This is a genomic window from Nocardia rosealba (assembly GCF_020216065.1).
Classification (GTDB): domain Bacteria; phylum Actinomycetota; class Actinomycetes; order Mycobacteriales; family Mycobacteriaceae; genus Nocardia; species Nocardia rosealba.
This window is the reverse complement of sequence record NZ_JAIWNA010000001.1, coordinates 789,975-806,086: the sequence shown is the minus strand read 5'-3', so window position 1 is coordinate 806,086 and position 16,112 is coordinate 789,975. Positions and strand designations below refer to the sequence as shown.

The 16,112-nt window shown below is 68.7% G+C and carries 16 protein-coding genes; 6 read left to right on the top strand and 10 right to left on the bottom strand.

What is annotated here, in order from left to right:
- The first annotated feature begins 89 nt into the window (after nucleotides 1–89).
- Nucleotides 90–707, top strand: a complete 618-nt coding sequence (locus LDL21_RS03615; RefSeq protein WP_225278776.1) for a DUF8020 domain-containing protein — start codon at nucleotides 90–92, stop codon at nucleotides 705–707.
- A 135-nt stretch (nucleotides 708–842) separates the two neighbouring features.
- Nucleotides 843–1,511 (top strand): molybdopterin-dependent oxidoreductase, encoded by a 669-nt coding sequence (locus LDL21_RS03610; protein WP_225278775.1) that lies wholly within the window; start codon nucleotides 843–845, stop codon nucleotides 1,509–1,511.
- On the opposite strand, the gene LDL21_RS03605 is transcribed toward LDL21_RS03610, so the two are convergent.
- Nucleotides 1,508–2,935 (bottom strand): acyl-CoA synthetase, encoded by a 1,428-nt coding sequence (locus LDL21_RS03605; protein ID WP_225278774.1) that lies wholly within the window; start codon nucleotides 2,933–2,935, stop codon nucleotides 1,508–1,510. The two genes, LDL21_RS03610 and LDL21_RS03605, sit on opposite strands and share 4 nt — an antisense overlap.
- A 114-nt stretch (nucleotides 2,936–3,049) precedes the next feature.
- On the opposite strand from LDL21_RS03605, the gene LDL21_RS03600 reads away from it, so the two are divergent.
- Nucleotides 3,050–3,901: an oxygenase MpaB family protein gene (locus tag LDL21_RS03600; RefSeq protein WP_181696771.1), complete on the top strand. Its 852-nt coding sequence runs from the start codon at nucleotides 3,050–3,052 to the stop codon at nucleotides 3,899–3,901.
- Nucleotides 3,902–3,938: 37 nt separating this feature from the next.
- On the opposite strand, the gene LDL21_RS30275 is transcribed toward LDL21_RS03600, so the two are convergent.
- From LDL21_RS30275 to LDL21_RS03565, 7 genes are all read right to left on the bottom strand, one after another.
- Nucleotides 3,939–4,301 (bottom strand): hypothetical protein, encoded by a 363-nt coding sequence (locus LDL21_RS30275; protein ID WP_504803732.1) that lies wholly within the window; start codon nucleotides 4,299–4,301, stop codon nucleotides 3,939–3,941.
- 7 nt (nucleotides 4,302–4,308) lie between these two features.
- A complete protein-coding gene (locus LDL21_RS29945; RefSeq protein WP_305082675.1) occupies nucleotides 4,309–5,925 on the bottom strand; it encodes a serine/threonine-protein kinase in 1,617 nt (538 codons plus the stop codon).
- Between the two features lie 100 nt (nucleotides 5,926–6,025).
- Entirely contained in the window at nucleotides 6,026–7,141 is a 1,116-nt protein-coding gene (dapC, locus tag LDL21_RS03585) for a succinyldiaminopimelate transaminase (RefSeq protein WP_181696550.1), read from the bottom strand.
- A complete protein-coding gene (gene fdxA, locus LDL21_RS03580) occupies nucleotides 7,138–7,461 on the bottom strand; it encodes a ferredoxin (RefSeq protein WP_022566345.1) in 324 nt (107 codons plus the stop codon). The genes dapC and fdxA overlap by 4 nt, the downstream gene beginning before the upstream one ends.
- 114 nt (nucleotides 7,462–7,575) lie before the next feature.
- The gene (locus tag LDL21_RS03575; protein WP_225278773.1) at nucleotides 7,576–7,992 is read right to left on the bottom strand and encodes a type II toxin-antitoxin system VapC family toxin; all 417 of its coding nucleotides are present in this window, start codon (nucleotides 7,990–7,992) and stop codon (nucleotides 7,576–7,578) included.
- A complete protein-coding gene (locus LDL21_RS03570) occupies nucleotides 7,989–8,240 on the bottom strand; it encodes a FitA-like ribbon-helix-helix domain-containing protein (RefSeq protein WP_225278772.1) in 252 nt (83 codons plus the stop codon). Before LDL21_RS03570 ends, LDL21_RS03575 begins: the two co-directional genes overlap by 4 nt.
- Before the next feature lie 83 nt (nucleotides 8,241–8,323).
- Nucleotides 8,324–10,924: a bifunctional FO biosynthesis protein CofGH gene (locus LDL21_RS03565; protein WP_225278771.1), complete on the bottom strand. Its 2,601-nt coding sequence runs from the start codon at nucleotides 10,922–10,924 to the stop codon at nucleotides 8,324–8,326.
- A gap of 150 nt (nucleotides 10,925–11,074) precedes the next feature.
- Between LDL21_RS03565 and LDL21_RS03560 the strand changes: the two genes are divergently transcribed.
- Together LDL21_RS03560 and LDL21_RS03555 are read left to right on the top strand one after the other, a co-directional pair.
- Entirely contained in the window at nucleotides 11,075–11,572 is a 498-nt protein-coding gene (locus LDL21_RS03560) for a PH domain-containing protein (RefSeq protein WP_181696553.1), read from the top strand.
- The gene (locus tag LDL21_RS03555; RefSeq protein WP_225278770.1) at nucleotides 11,569–13,098 is read left to right on the top strand and encodes a PH domain-containing protein; all 1,530 of its coding nucleotides are present in this window, start codon (nucleotides 11,569–11,571) and stop codon (nucleotides 13,096–13,098) included. Before LDL21_RS03560 ends, LDL21_RS03555 begins: the two co-directional genes overlap by 4 nt.
- A 162-nt stretch (nucleotides 13,099–13,260) precedes the next feature.
- Here the strand turns inward: LDL21_RS03555 and LDL21_RS03550 are convergent, their stop codons facing one another.
- The gene (locus tag LDL21_RS03550) at nucleotides 13,261–14,766 is read right to left on the bottom strand and encodes an MFS transporter (protein WP_225278769.1); all 1,506 of its coding nucleotides are present in this window, start codon (nucleotides 14,764–14,766) and stop codon (nucleotides 13,261–13,263) included.
- A gap of 160 nt (nucleotides 14,767–14,926) precedes the next feature.
- On the opposite strand from LDL21_RS03550, the gene LDL21_RS03545 reads away from it, so the two are divergent.
- Nucleotides 14,927–15,661, top strand: coding sequence for a TetR/AcrR family transcriptional regulator C-terminal domain-containing protein (locus LDL21_RS03545; protein WP_067637748.1), 735 nt, complete (start codon nucleotides 14,927–14,929; stop codon nucleotides 15,659–15,661).
- Here LDL21_RS03545 and LDL21_RS03540 read toward each other — a convergent pair whose 3' ends face one another.
- Nucleotides 15,662–16,090: a hypothetical protein gene (locus LDL21_RS03540; protein WP_181696556.1), complete on the bottom strand. Its 429-nt coding sequence runs from the start codon at nucleotides 16,088–16,090 to the stop codon at nucleotides 15,662–15,664. It abuts the gene before it with no gap.
- Nucleotides 16,091–16,112: the final 22 nt, after the last annotated feature.

Genomic DNA, 16,112 nt, shown 5'->3' with positions numbered 1-16,112 from the left:
GGTATCCCGTTGCGGCAAGGCTTTTCGGGTCGGCTAGCTTGAATTCGCCCACCCGGTCGGGGGGCTTTCGAATGTGGAGGGATTCAAGAATGAAGTTCGGAAAGTTCACTACTGCTGTTGTGATGTCGGTTGTCGCGGTGGGGATTACCGCGGCCACCGCCAACGGTCAGCCCGCCGTGGCGACCGAACAGCCCGCGGTGGTGGCTGCGGGGGGCGTGACTTCGGGTGTGAGCAACGGGATCGACTACACCACCGCGGTGTCGCCCACCGACAAGACCATCACCTGGGCGGTCGACAACGGCCGCTTCGAGCTGGCCGCCGACGGTTCGGCCGTGCTGCTGCGCAATGCCGAGGGCGTCACCGTCGACCAGACGGCGCTGCGCTCGGAGGTCGCGGGCCTGCCGATCTCGGTGACCCCGCAGATCGCCGAGGACGGCCGTAGCGTGAAGCTGGCCGCCTCGATGACCCCGGAGGACACCGCCAAGCTGGGCAACGTGGCCGAACTGAAGGACATCAGCTCCTACGACCGCCTGATGGCCCAGGTCAACAAGAACCTGCCGGGCATCGCGATCGGTGGCATCATCGGCGCGTTCTTCCCGTTCCTGTGGCTGTTCACCATCCCCGCCGGGATGCTGATCGGTGGTTACGTGATGGGTGGTCAGGAATTCCTGGACGCGGTGATCGCGTTCGCGACCGGCCAGCCCTGATCCGCTGAACGAAAGGCCCCGCACTCGCCCGAGTGCGGGGCTTTTTCGTTGCCGGGGTGACGAAGCCGATACTCGACGCGGCCACCGGCACGGAGTAGTTTCTGTTATACGGAGTCGTATAACAGGAGGATCGGCATGGCACTTCTTCCCCCGGGCCAACGCGCCGTCGACGGATTCCCCCGCTTCGGCACGCATCTGCATCACCCGCCGCCGCCGGTTCCCGAGCATCCCGCGATAGAGATCTGCGGGGCCGTGATCGAGCCCGTCAGCATCGCGCTCACCGAACTGGCACAGCTGCCGCGACGCGAGCAGAAGGCCGACTTCCATTGCGTCGCAGGCTGGTCGGCGACCGACCTGCGCTGGGAGGGCACGCCGTTTCGCGACTTCTACCGGCTGGTGATCGAGCCCGCGCTTACCCCGGGTGTCACGGTCACTCACCTCAGCTTCGAGGGTCTGGACAAGTTCCGCTCGGTCGTGCTGCTGGAAGACGCCCTCGCCGACGACGTCTTCCTCGCCGACCGCCTCGACGGCAAACCCCTCGACAGCGACCACGGCGCCCCCATCCGGCTGGTGAGCCCGAAGCAGTACGGCTTCGTCAACACAAAACATCTGTGCCGCATCGAAGTTCACACCGCTGCCCCGCCGGACCCGGACAGGTGGTCGCCGCTGGCCTCACACGCCAGGGCACGGGTGTGGGCCGAGGAACGGCACCGGTACCTGCCCGGACGCGTGGTTCGTCCGGTGTATCACGCCCTGATCGGGCCGATTCGCCGGCTGAGCGCGCGCGGCAGCACGAACCGCTAGGTCAGCGACTTCTTCTGCACCTTGCCCATCGCATTGCGCGGCAGCGCGTCCACGAAGCGGATCTCGCGCGGCCGCTTGTGAGCCGAAAGCTGGTCGCCCACATGGGCGATCAGTTCGGTCGCGAGGTCGCCGGAGCCGGTGTCGCGGGCGACGACGAAAGCGACGATCCGCTGTCCGAGATCGTCGTCGGGCAGCCCGACCACCGCGACCTCGGCGACCGCCGGATGCCCGAGCAAGGCGGTTTCGATCTCCCCCGCGCCGATCCGGTACCCACCGGACTTGATCAGGTCGATGGACTCGCGGCCGACGATGCGGTGGAAGCCGTCGGCGTCGATGACGGCGACGTCGCCGGTGCGGAACCAGCCGTCCTCGGTCCAGTCGAGGGCCGTGGCGTCGGGACGGCCGAGATAGCCGTCGAACAGCATCGGGCCGCGAACCTGCAGGCCACCGATGCTCACGCCGTCGTGCGGGACGGGATTGCCCGCTTCGTCGCGCAGCCGGGTCTCGACGCCGCGCACCGGTGTACCGACCCAGCCCGGCCTGCGTTCACCGTCGGCCCTGGTCGACAGGGTGATCATGGTTTCGCTCATGCCGTACCGCTCCACCGGCGCGTGCCCGGTGAGTTCGGCGAGCTTCTCGAATACCGGAACCGGCAGCGGCGCGCTGCCCGAGACCAGCAGCCGGGCCCGGCTCAATTCCTTGGCCGCTTCCGGCTTTTCGGCGATGCGCGACCATACCGTCGGCACCCCGAAGTACAGCGTTCCCTCGGCGGCGGCATAGGCCTCCGGGGTCGGCTTGCCGGTGTGGATCAAACGGCTGCCGATGCGCAGGGGTCCGAGTAGGCCGAGGATCAGGCCGTGCACGTGGAACAGCGGAAGTCCGTGCACGAGTGTGTCTCTGCGCGTCCAGTTCCAGGCGTCGGCGAGCGCGTCGAGCCCGGCGGCGATGGCGCCCCGGCTGAGCATCACACCCTTGGGGGCGCCGGTGGTGCCCGAGGTGTAGAGGATGAAGGCGATGGCCGACGGGTCGGGCTCGGGGTAGGTGTGCCAGGACCGGGCGTGCAACCGCACCGGAACCACCGGCAGATCGGTGCCCGCCGGCGCTGCCCCGAGCCAGGCCTGGGCCCCGGAATCGCGCAGGATGTGTTCGCGCTCAGCGGTTCCCGCGTCGGGCGGGACGGGGACGACCGTCACCCCGGCGATCAGGCAACCGACCACGGCGAGCACGGTCCGCAGGGTCGGCTCGGCCAGCACCGCCACCCGTTCGGCGCGTCCGATCCGTTCCGCGACCGAGGTGGCCGCACCCAGCAGATCACCGCGCGAGACGGTGGCATCATCGATGGTGACGGCATCGGGAATGTCGTCCCCGGCGGCGACGGCGAGCGGATTCAACGAGGCGAGCAGCAGCGGCGGACCGTAGGACATCCGTCCACGCTAGCCCGGCGCGTTCCGGCGGCACGCGCCACCGCCCGTTGACACCCCGACGACAGAATGAGACATTCAAGCTACAACTCTCTCACCGACGAATTGGGGTCAACGATGACCAGCCTCGCGCATTCGCGGTCCAGCCACACCGGACCCGCGGACTTCGACATCCGGGATCACGTCGACGGCGCCGCCGTCTTCTTCGGCGCAACGGCGAACGTGATCATGCAGCTCAGCCTGGCCCCGGTCGGCTACGGCGTCGCGGAATCGCGCGTGCACAGCGGAAGCATCATGCTGCACCCCTTCAAGCGCACCAGGACCACCATCACCTATCTGTCGGTGGCGATGATGGGCACCGACGAGGACCGCGCCGCCTACCGCACCGCGATCAACGGCGCGCACCGGCACGTGCACTCCACGCCCGAGAGCCCGGTGAAGTACAACGCCTTCGACAAGAACCTGCAGATGTGGGTCGCCGCCTGCCTGTACTGGGGCTCGGTCGACCTGATGGAGCGCCTGCACGGCCCCATCGACGACGACACCGCCGACTCGTTCTACGAGTACGCCCACCGTTTCGGCACCACCCTGCAGGTGCCGCGCGAGATGTGGCCCGCCGATCGCGCGGCCTTCGAGGCGTACTGGACCGAGAACCTGGCCGAGACCAGCGTCGACGACACCATCAAGGCCTATTTCGACGGCCTGCTCGACCTGCGGATGCTCTACCCACCCCTGCGCGTGGTCTTCGCCCGTTTCCATCGCTGGTTCACCACCGGCCTGCTCCCCGAGCACCTGCGCAACGAACTCGGACTCACCTGGACAGAACGCGACGAACGCCGCCTCGCCCGCCTGCTGCGCACCACCGGCGCGGTCTGGGGCCGCATGCCGCGCCCCATCCGCAGCTTCCCCTTCAACGCCACCCTCGCCGACATGCGGCGCAGGCGGCGCCGGGGTAAGCCGCTGATCTGAGCGCGTCGCGAGCTGCCCGGTGCCGGGCAGCTCGCGGTCAGAGGTCGTCGGCGATGATCCGTTCGATATTGCGTTCGGCGAGCGCGGTGATGGTGACGAACGGATTCACGCTGGTATTGCCGGGGACCAGGACACCGTCGATGACGTAGAGGCCCGGTACCCGTGCAGGCGGCCGTAATTGTCGGTGCCCTCGTTCAGTACGCGCGAATTGATAGCACTCCGCCGATTCGAACCGAACAACGTCTTGTCGATGTGGTTCACGCCGAGCGCGGTATTCGCGCGCGCCGAAGTCCTCGGAGTCGAGAACGCCGGTGCACCTGTCGATGTCCTTGTTGTACGAGCCGCCCATGAAGTACCCGACCGGCTGATCGGTGCGCTCACGCAACCAGTACGACCGCACGTCCGAGTCAGAGCGGCGCTTGTTCGAACCAGGATGCGTAGGTCTCGTCGAAGGTGTGGCCGGGCCAGGAGACCTCGACGAGAATGTCGGCCGTGGCGCTGTGATCGCGTTCCCGCACCGCGAGGGTGAAGGGGGCGCCCGGGTCGCTCGGGCGGGCGACGGCGACGGCCGAATTTCGCGCTGGGTGGGTTCGGACGTCGTGGACGACGGTGTGCCGGGAGAAATAGTTCTCGACGTCGGCGGCGGACGGGTAGGCGGTGAACCAGGTGATGACGCCGTCGGCGTCGGTGCACGAGATCTGGCGAACGGGCGCCGGGTCGCCGGGAGCGACCACGAACGTGGACGTCGGCGAACAGGCGGCATCGCGCCAGCCACGACCGGCCGGATTCGACGCGATCAAGCTCGGGAACGCCGCGGCGATCGAAGAGTGTTCGCCCCAGGTCGGCGGAGGCGGAACACGCTGCGGCCGAATGAATTTCCAGTAGACCGCGCCCGCACCGACAACGCCGACACCGGCGATCATCGCGAGTACGAGCAGACCCACCGCGAGCGCCCGCCATCGAGACGAGACAGCTTTGCGCGGCACCTCGGTCTCGCGCGGACCCGCCGCGCGAGCACCCGGATGGGGCGCGGCAGCCGTTCGTAGGTCCTCTGGAGTAGTAGAAGTTCCGGTGGGAGCACTCGACGGCGAGGAAGCGCTCATGGCCGGGTAGCGTCGCGTTTCCGCGGGCGACAGCGCCGGTCCGGTGCGCTGCGGGGCGCCGGTCAGTGCCGGGGTGGCAGCCACACCGGCCGATGCCGCGACCGCAGCCTGACCGAATTCGGCGCAGCTACCGAACCTCTCAGCCGCGTCCTTCGCCATGGCGCGGCCGATCACCGCGTCGAGTCCCGGCGCCAGACCGGCTACTCGGTCCGAAGCGCGCGGCACCGGCTTGGTGAGATGCGCGGCGACGACTGCACCGGGATTGTCTGCGGGGAAAGGGCTTTCGCCGGTGAGCAAGGTGTACAGGGAACAACCGAGCGAGTATTGGTCGGATCGGTGATCCACAGTCGCACCGGACAATTGTTCGGGTGAGGCGTAGGCGAGGGTGGCGAGGAAGTCACCGGTGCGGGTGAGCTGGCGGGCGTCACCGCGCAGGCGGGCGATCCCGAAATCGGTGAGCAGCACGCGATCCCGGCCTCGGCCCGCGGAGAGCAGGATATTGGCGGGTTTCACGTCTCGGTGCAGCACACCGCGCTCGTGGGCGTAGTCGAGGGCCTCGGCGGTCTGGGCGATGATGTCGACCGCGCGGGCGGGGTCCAGCGGGCGACCACGGAACACCGAGGCATCGGTGCCGTCCACGTACTGCATGGAAATCCACATCTGCCCGTCTTCGACACCGCGATCGAGCACCGACACGATGCCGGGATGGTCGAGGCGGGCCGACACGTCGGCTTCGCGCTCGAACCGGGCCCGCACCTCCTGGTCCGAATACAGGTCGCGATTCAGCAGTTTCAGCGCGACCCGCCGCGGCAGGCGTGGGTGTGCGGCCAGGTATACGGTGCCCATTCCACCGCGTCCGAGTACCCGCTCGATCCGATATCCGGCGAACACCGTGCCCGCGACCAAATCCACCCCGTGCATGTGTTGCGAGCCTTTCGATCCTGTTCGCGCCGATGTCGACTGTGCGGACACTAACCGATTCCGCGCGAGACAGGATGCGGGGCAACCGGACCCGGCCGTCTCAGGAGAGCCGGGCGGCCGCTTCGGCGATGCGTTCGTCGGTGGCGGTGAGGGCGATTCGGACGTGCTCCGGGGAGCGGGGCCCGTAGAAGTCGCCGGGGGCGGCGAGGATGCCGCGGTCGGCGAGCCAGTCGAGGGTGACCCGGCACGCTTCGCCACGGGTGGCCCACAGGTAGAGGCCCGCCTCGGAGAAGTCGATGCGGAAACCAGCCTGCTCCAAGGCTTTTCGCAGGGTGTCGCGGCGGGCGCGGTACCGCTCGCGCTGCGTCGCCTCGTGGGCGTCGTCGGCGAGGGCTGCGGTCATGGCGGCCTGGATGGGGAAGGGCAGCATCATGCCGGAGTGTTTGCGCACCTCGAGCAGTTCGGCGACCAGTTCGGGGTCGCCCGCGACGAAACCAGCGCGGTAGCCGGCCAGGTTCGAGGTCTTCGACAGGGAATGGATGGCCAGCAGGCCGGTGTGGTCGCCGTCGCAGACCCGCGGGTCGAGGATGGAGACCGCCTCGCCCTCCCAGACCAGGCCCAGGTAGCACTCGTCAGAGGCGACGACCGCGCCGCGTTCGCGGGCGAAGGCCACCACCTTGCGCAGGTGCTCGACGGGCAGCACCTTGCCGGTGGGGTTGGACGGGGAGTTCACGAAGATCAGCGCCGGGTTCTGCGGGCCGATCTGGGTGAGGCCGTCGGCGCGCCACGGCTTCGCACCGGCCAGCAGGGCACCCACTTCGTAAGTCGGGTAGGCGATCTCGGGGATGACGACGAGGTCGTCGGCGCCGATGCCGAGCAGGCGCGGTAGTCCGGCGATGAGCTCTTTGGTGCCGATCACCGGCAACACGGCCGCCGGGTCGACACCGGTGATCCCGAACCGGCGCGCCAGCGCGGCGACGGCCGCGGCGCGCAGTTCAGGGGTGCCGTGCGTGGTCGGGTACCCGGGGACGGCCGCGACGGAGCCGAGTGCGGCCTGGATGAGCGGGTCCACCGGGTCGACCGGTGTGCCCACGGACAGGTCGACCAGCCCGCCGGGATGCGCGGCGGCTTTCTGTTTGACCGCGGCAATGGTGTCCCATGGGAAGTCGGGCAGCAGGCTGCTCACCCGGCCACGGGTCGGCACCCCTGTGCTCATTCTTCAGCCATGGGAGGCAGCGCCTTGATGAAGGCCGGGTCGTAGTCGACCTTGCCCACCTTGGTCGCGCCGCCGGGCGACCCGAGTTCGTCGAAGAAGTCGACATTGGCGTTGATGTAGCCGCTCCACTGGTCCGGGGTGTCGTCCTCGTAGAAGATCGCCTCCACGGGGCAGACCGGCTCACACGCACCACAGTCAACGCACTCGTCGGGTTGGATGTAGAGCATGCGGCCACCCTCGTAGATGCAGTCCACGGGGCATTCCTCGATGCACGCCTTGTCCTTCACGTCAACGCACGGTTCAGCGATGATGTACGGCACTGCCGTTCTCCTAGTCTGTCCACAGCTGCGGGGGCCAACTCCGCCCCCCAAACCCTATCCCGAACTACACGCTACCCCCAGGTCAGCCTGCCCTAACTAGTTCATCGAACCCGCTCAGGCCCATGGGTCCACCACCGGCACTCCGGCCGCGACGAACGGAGAGCCGTCCCGGGTGGCGACAGACATTCCCGCCGAGGCGGCGATTGCCGCGACATAGCCGTCGGCCGCCGCGATCGCGCATCCGCGTGTGCGAGCCGCCGCCATGAGCTCGGCGTACGCCGCCGATGCGGCCAGGTCGAAGGGCAGCACACGACCGGTGAACAGCGGCAACACCTTCGACTCCACCCGTTCCGCCAGCAATTCGCGACGGCGGCCCGCAGGCATGGCCGCGATGCCGAAGCGCAGTTCGGCGACGGTTACCGCCGAGAGATAGAGGGTGTGCAGCTGCTGGATATCGAGCCATTTGACGACCCGCGGATCGGGCGCGGCGCGCAGCGGCTCGGACACCACGTTCGTGTCGAGGATGATCATCCGAGTTCCAGCGGGGTGGCGGGAGTCCGGTCACGCGCGGCGAGTTGGTCGACCTCGTCGTCGGTCAACGTCGCTTCGCGGCCGATGTCGGCGAGCAGCGAGCCGATCTGTACCGCTGTGCCGGGGAATACCACGTCGATGAGAATCTGCCGCACTTCGGCCTCGGTACTGCGTCCGTGCTGCGCCGCACGGACCCGTAAGGCCTCCCGGACGTCATCCGGCAGATCGCGAACCGTCAGTCTCGCCATCGCCACCCTCCCTGGATGCAGTCATTGGCGCCAATGTCGTCATCAGCGCCGACCTTACTCCTGCCGCGCTCCCTTGACCAGGGTCAGCTCACTGTCAGCGGTAGGGCGCGAGGTGTGCGCTCGACGGCTCCGTAGGTGGTGGTTCGTTCGCGGACCGGGCGGTCGATGCCCGCGGCGATCTCGGTGAGTTCGGCGACGGTCTTGGCCGAGCCGTGCTGGGAGCCCGCCATGCGGGAGATGGTTTCCTCCATCAGCGTTCCGCCGAGGTCGTTGGCGCCGCCGGTGAGCATCATCTGGGTGCCGACCGTGCCCAGCTTCACCCAGCTGGTCTGGATGTTGTGGATGCGGCCGTGCAGCATGATGCGCGCGAGGGCGTGGACGGCGCGGTTGTCGCGGTTGGTCGGGCCGGGACGCGCGGCGCCCGCCAGGTACAGCGGGGCGCTCTGGTGGACGAACGGCAGCGGCACGAACTCGGTGAAACCGCCGGTGCGGTCCTGGATTTCGCGCAGCACCCGCAGGTGACCGACCCAGTGCTTCGGGTTGTCGACGTGCCCGTACATCATGGTCGAACTCGACGGGATGCCCAGTTCGTGGGCGGTGGTGATCACCTCGATCCAGGCGGAGGTGGGCAGTTTGCCCTTGGTGAGCACCCAGCGCACCTCGTCGTCGAGGATCTCGGCGGCGGTGCCGGGAATCGAGCCGAGACCGGCCTCTTTCAGCGCCGCGAGCCAGTCGCGGATGCTCTGCCCACCACGGGAGGCGCCGTTGACGATCTCCATCGGGCTGAAGGCGTGCACGTGCATCGACGGGACGCGGGCCCTAATGGCGCGCACCAGGTCGGCGTACCCGGTGACGGGCAGTTCGGGGTCGATGCCGCCCTGCATACAGATCTCGGTGGCGCCGTCGACGTGGGCTTCCCAGGCCCGGTCGGCCACCTCGTCGGTGCTCAGGGTGAAGGCGTCGGCGTCGCCCTTGCGCTGGGCGAACGCGCAGAACCGGCAGCCGGTATAGCAGATATTGGTGAAGTTGATATTGCGGTTCACCACGTAGGTGACCTCGTCACCGGACACCGCGCGCCGCAACTGATCGGCAAGGGCCGCAACGGCATCCAGTGCCACGCCGTCGGCGGTGGCGAGTGCGAGGTACTGGTCGTCGGTCAGGCCCGCCGGGTCGTTCTCGGCGGCGCGCAGTGCGTCGAGTACCTCGGAATCGAGCCGTTCGGGTGCGGTGACGGCCAGGTCGCGGGCGTGTTCGCGAATGGTCTCCCAGTCGCCGAACGCACCGACCATCTCCTGGCCGAGGCCGGAGTCGCTGCGGCTGTCGGTGATGCGTCCCTCGGAGTCGATGGCGGTGTTGAGGTCCACCCGACCCGCCGAGTCCCACGACTCGTCGGGTTCCTGCCAGGCGAGCCCGACGGGCATCGCCTCGGACCTGGCCAGCCCGGTGGCCGGATCGGTGAGCGCCGCGACGTGCGCGCCGATGCGCGGATCGATCCACGGGTGGCCCGCGCGCACATACTTCGGATGCGCAGAGGTGCGTTCGGCGAGGGTGAAGCCGGCCGCCTCGGTGATCTCGCGCAGCGTGTCGAGATTGGGCCACGGACGTTCGGGGTTCACGTGGTCGACCGTCAACGGAGACACGCCGCCCCAGTCGTCGATACCCGCGTCGATCAGTGCGCGGCAGTCGCTGTGCGACACCAGGTTCGGCGGCGCCTGCACCGGGACATCCGGGCCGAGCAGCAGCCTGGTCACCGCGACCGTGGCGAGGAACTCGGCCACATCGGCATCGGGCGCGTCGCGCATGGCGGTGTCGGACTTGGCCCGGAAGTTCTGCACGATCACTTCCTGGATGTGCCCGAACTCGCGGTGCAGCTTACGGATCGCCATGATCGAGTCGGCGCGTTCGGCGAGCGTCTCACCGATGCCGACCAGGATGCCGGTGGTGTAGGGCACCGAGAGCCTGCCCGCGTCGGTGATGGCGCGCAGCCGCACCGCCGGGTCCTTGTCGGGGCTGCCGAAATGGCAGGCGCCCTTCTCGGTGAACAGCCGGGTGGCGGTGGTCTCGAGCATCATGCCCATCGACTGGGCGACCGGCTTGAGCCGCGCGATCTCGTTCCAGCTCATCACGCCGGGGTTCAGGTGCGGCAGCAGCCCGGTCTCCTCTAGCACGAGGATCGACACCGCGCGCAGGTAGTCGAGGGTGGAGTCGTAGCCGCGTTCGTCGAGCCACTGCGCGGCCTCGGGCCAGCGGTCCTCCGGGCGGTCGCCCAGGGTGAACAGGGCTTCCTTGCAGCCAAGCGCCGCACCTTGCCTGGCGATCTCGAGCACCTCGTCGGGTTCGAGGAACATCCCCTCGCCCTCGGCCCGCAACTTGCCCGGCACAGTCACGAAGGTGCAGTAGTGACACTTGTCGCGACACAGGCGGGTGAGCGGGATGAACACATTGCGCGAGTAGGTGATGGTGCGTGGTCTGCCCGCGGACTCGAGCCCGGCGTCGCGGACCCGGGCGGCGCTGGCACACAGGTCGGCCAGGTCGTCGCCGGTGGCGTGTAGCAGGACGGTGGCCTCGTCGACGTTCAACGTGACGCCGTCGCGGGCCCGTCGCAACGCCCGGCGCATGGCCGAGGCACTCGGCGGGTTCGGCGGAACGCTCGGCAGTGGAAGGTCGCTCACCCCGTCGATCATGCGCTACTTCTCTCCCGAACGTGTGGTGGGCTGGTCACGCCGCCCGTTGCGGGCGCGCGAGGGTCGTCTTCCTCGGCCACAACCTCGGCCGCGTGGGCACATATTCCCGAGCCGGGCGAACGCGTCGCACCCTCGTGCCACGATGTCAGCATGTCGTTGCCGCGTTCAACCATCCTCGCCGACCCGGCCTGGCGGCCCAGCTCCAAGGCGAAACTGCTGTGGGCGCTGGAGAACGCCGTCGGCATCGTCGTGCTCGCGGTGGCACTCGCGGTGTGGATGTTCGTCGACGACCGGCGCGGCTGGCAGCTGGTCGCCGGGCTGGCGCTGGTCGCGCTCGCGGTGCTCGGGGTCGTCGTGGTTCCGCTGTGGCGGTTCGCGGTGCACCGGTGGGAGGTCACCGACGAGGCCGTGTACACGCGGGTGGGGTGGCTGGATCAGGAGTCCCGGGTGGCGCCGATCTCGCGCGTGCAGACGGTGGACACCGAGCGCGGCCCGCTCGAGCGGATACTCGGGCTGGCCACGGTCACGGTCACCACGGCGTCGTCGGCCGGGGCGGTGAAGATCAGCGCGCTCGACCTGCCCGTCGCCGAGCAGACGGTGCTTCGGTTGACCGCTATCGCCGCCCAGCATCGCGGAGACGCCACATGAGCGAGACACCATGGCAGCGACTCGATCCACGCATGCTGCTGGTGTATCCGGTCACCGAGATCGTGAAATACATTCCGGTCCTGCTCGGTTCGGTGATCGTCGGTACCACCAGCGGCAATCCGCTGTGGAGCCTGATCCCGGTGCTGCTCGTCGCCGCGTTCGGTGTGCTGCGGTGGTTCACCACGACCTACCGCATCGACGCCGATCACGTGCAGTTGCGTACCGGTGTCGTCGGCCGCCGGACGCTGTCGGTGCCGCGGCCACGGATCCGCTCGGTGGACGTGGAAGCCGATCTGCTGCACCGGGTTCTGGGTCTGGCGGTGCTGACCATCGGCACCGGGACCGATACCGCCAAGGACGAGGAATTCAAGCTCGACGCGCTCGACACGAGCCGGATTCCCACCTTGCGTACCGAATTGCTCTCCCACACCGGTCGATCCGAAGAACGGCCGGCCGACGACGCCGCACCCGTCCACGAATCCGGTGTCGAGATCGGGCATTGGCGACCCGGGTGGGTTCGGTACGCGCCGTTGTCGCTGACGGGGCTGGCCATCGTCGCGCCGATCGCCGGGTTGGCGGCGCAGTACGGGGTGCTCGAGTGGATCGTGAAATCCGCTCCGGCACAGGAGATCGGGCGCGACAGCGTCGCCGTGGTCGCCCTCGTGATCGCCGCGATGGTCGTGCTCACGCTGCTGCTGGTGAGCCTCGCCGCCTGCGGGCAGTACCTGGCCACGTGGTACGGACTGCGTGTGCTCGACAACGGTTCGACGCTGCACCTGCGACACGGGTTGTTCACCACCCGCCAGATCACCCTCGACCTGGCCCGCTTCCGTGGCGCCACGCTCAACGATCCGCTCCTGCTGCGTGTGGCCCGAGCCGCCCAGCTGGAAATGATCATGACCGGGGAGAATCCGCGTCAGAAGGTGCTCCCCCAGGCGCCGCGCGCGGCCGTCGAACGCACCCTCGACGAACTCCTGCGCACTCATCGACGACCACAGCTCACCAAGCCCGACCTTGCTGTGTCGCAAGGCATTTCCGGCACCATGCTGGGAACTGTCGACTTGATCTCGCACGGTCGCGCGGCGCATCGGCGTCGGTATGTGCGGGCGGCCTGGCCGGTCGGCATCTTGCTGCTCGCCATGATCGTGCTCGCAGTCGCCAAAGACCCACTGCCCGTGTGGGTCTGGACTGTTCCCGGGGTGTTCGCCGCGCTGATGGCGGCGCTCGCCGAGGACAGATACCGCAGCCTCGGCCACCGCGTCTTGCCCGCCGACACCGGCCCCACCTGGCTCATTACCCGCCGCGGCAGCCTCGACCGCAATCGCGACTGCCTCGAAGCCCCCGGCATCATCGGCTGGACCATTCGCCAGACCTTCTGGCAGCGCCGCGCCGGCCTGGCCACGGTGGTCGCCGCGACGGCCGCGGGCAAGAAGGCGTATTCGGTGGTCGACATCCCCTACGCCGACGCGGTCGCCCTGATCGACGCAGTCACCCCCGGTCTGCAAGGGCACCGCCGAATCCAGTGACACCGCAGCGGCCGAGAACCTGAGCGCTTCGCTGCAAACGCACCACTGAACACTCGAAACACCGGCAGCGGCCGGAAGTCGGAGGACTTCCGGCCGCCGGATCCTTGGCTCATCAGGGCTCGCCACGTCGGCGGTATCCTCGCGGCGCGCCGCGCCGTGGCGTCAGACGCCCACCGCCTCCGGTGCCGAATCTGTCTCGGCCTCAGGCTTTTTCATGTCCCGCATCAGCACCACCGCGAGTACCGCGGCAGCGACCGAGGCGAGCGCACCCACACCGAACGTGACCTGCATGGCGGTGCAGAAGGCGTCGCGAGCCAGGCCGATCAGCCCGGCGTCACCGGTGCCGAGCGCACCCGCGATGGACTCCCTCGCCGCGTCCGGCGCGGAGTCCGGCATGGCACCCGCGAAGGTGCCCGCCAGGACGGCGCCGAGCACCGCGACGCCGAGCGCGGCGCCCGCCTGCTGGATGGTGTCGTTGAGCGCTGAACCAACTCCGGCGTGGTCCTCGGGAACCGCACTCATCAGCGCGCCGATCGCGGCGGGCATGGCCAGACCACCACCGGCGCCGAGCAGCGCCATCGCCACGGCGGGCAGGGTGAAGCTCGCGCCCGCGTCGAGGGTGGCGAGGACAGCGAAACCGGCGGCGACCACCACGAGCCCGGCGATGGTGACGATCCGCGCACCCAGCTTGCCGACCAGCACCGCACCGATCCCGTTGGCGAGCAGCAGCGTCACCGCCATCGGCGTGAAGGCGAGCGCGGTGCGCATCGGGGTGTAGCCGAGCACGAACTGCAGGTACTGGGTGAGCACGAGCACCAGTCCGCCGTTGGCGAAGGTCACCAGCACCAGCGAGAAGCTCGACCCGGTGAAGGTGCGGTCGCGGAACAAGTGCAGCGGAACCATCGGGGACTCGGCGCGCATCTCACGGACGACGAATGCGGCGAGGGCAACGACCGTCACGGCGAAGCCGGCGAGCACCCCGGAATCGGTCCACCCCGCGTGCGGCACCGAGATGATCGTCCAGACCAGCGCGGTCATGCCGACGATGGAGGTGAGCATGCCGGGGAAGTCGGGCGTGCGCCACGGACCCTTCGATTCGGGCATGAGCACGAGCGCGGCGACGAGAGCGACCACCACGATCGGCGCGTTCATGACGAAAACCGAACCCCACCAGAAGTGTTCGAGCAGCACACCACCCACCACGGGGCCGCCGACCAGGCCCAGGGTCGCCACGGCACTCCAGGCGCCGATCGCCTTGGGTCGTTCGTCGTCGTCGAAGACGGTGATCAGGATCGACAGCGTGCTCGGCATGATGAGCACCCCGCCGATGCCCATCAGCGCGCGCCCGGCGATCAGCAGTTCCGGACTGGCCGCGTAGGCCGCGAACAGCGAGGCCGCGCCGAAGATCACCAGCCCGATGATCATCACCAGCTTGCGGCCGAACCGGTCGGAGAGGCTGCCGGAGGTGAGCAGCAGGCCCGCGAAGACCAGCAGGTAGGCGTCGATGATCCATTGGATCTGCTGGGCGCTCGCGCCGAGGTCGGTGGCGATCTGTGGGATCGCGACCGTGAGCACCATGTTGTCCACGACCAGAACCAGGCTGCTCAGGCACAGCACGATCAGGATCAGCCACCGGCGCGGATCACGCACCTTCGTGAGCGTTGACATCTTTGCTCCCCTTTCCGAAGCTATCCGCACACTGTGCGGTCATGGCGAACACTGTACGGTCAAGAGAACGGCGTGCGCAAGGGGAACGTTGTACGGCCACCGAACACTGTTCATGAACCGGCTATGCTGGACGAGACCCGACACAGCAGAGGAGGCAGCGATGGCAGCGAGCCCGACCGGGATCCCGTCGGTGTGGACCAGGCCGCCCCGCGAACGCCGCGACCAACCCGCGCTGAGCCGCGACCAGATCGTGGCGGAGGCGATCCGCCTGCTCGACGAGGAGGGTTTCGACGCTCTGAGCATGCGCAAACTCGGCGCCCGGCTCGGTGCGGGTGCCACCTCGCTCTACACCCACGTCGCCAACAAGGACGAGCTACTGGAACTGGTCGTCGACCAGGTGATCGGCGAGGTTCCCGTCCCCGCCCCCGACGGCGACCGCTGGCGCGAGGTGATGCACGAACAAGCCGCCGGAGTGCGCAAGACCCTGCTCGCGCACCCGTGGATCACCGTGGTGCTCAGCACCGCCGCGCTGATGTACCTCGGCCCCAACATGATGCGGCTCACCGACTCGATGATCGCGATCCTCGATGCCGCGGGCCTGCCCGACGACGTGGTCGACATCGCAGGCAACGCCGTCTTCCAGTTCGTCGTCGGCTCCTGCGGCGGCGAGGCCGCCATGCTGATGACGATCGCGCAGAGCGGCCTGTCCAGCGAACAGTGGGCCACCCAGGTGCTCGCCGCCAGCGAGGCCGCCGCCCGTCCCTTCCCCCGCCTGCACCAGCGCTACACCGACCAGCTCGCGCGGTTGCGGGACAAGCCCGACCCGGCCGTCTTCGACAAGTTCACCCGCGAACTGGACCTCATCCTCGACGGGATCGAGACCCGTCGAGGGTGATCAGCCCGCTGGGCGGGCGCGGGGCGAATTCGCCCGGAAATACAGGTAACCCATGGGCGCGAGCACCCCGCAGGCGAGCAGCAGCAGGGTGCGACCGTCGTTGCCGAGCATCACGTCACCGCCCGGACCGCGCGAGGCGCACAGCAGGAAACCGAAGAGCCACAACACGATCGGCGCGAAGATGAAACCGAGCCGATCGGTGACGCTCGCCATCCCGTACACCAGACCGACATTCACCACCCCGGCCACCAGCGCCGCGATCGGCAAGGGCACCGACCCGATGTACAGCGGCAGGAACAGCACCTCGAGCGCGAGAGTGATGAGCGCGTCGACCATGAGCAACACGACGATGAGCCCGGCGACGAGGGGATCGGGCGGTGCGGGCAGACGCACGCCACGGCGCGCGGTGGACTGGTCGGAGGTCACCATGCGGGCGAGTCTATTCGGCCGG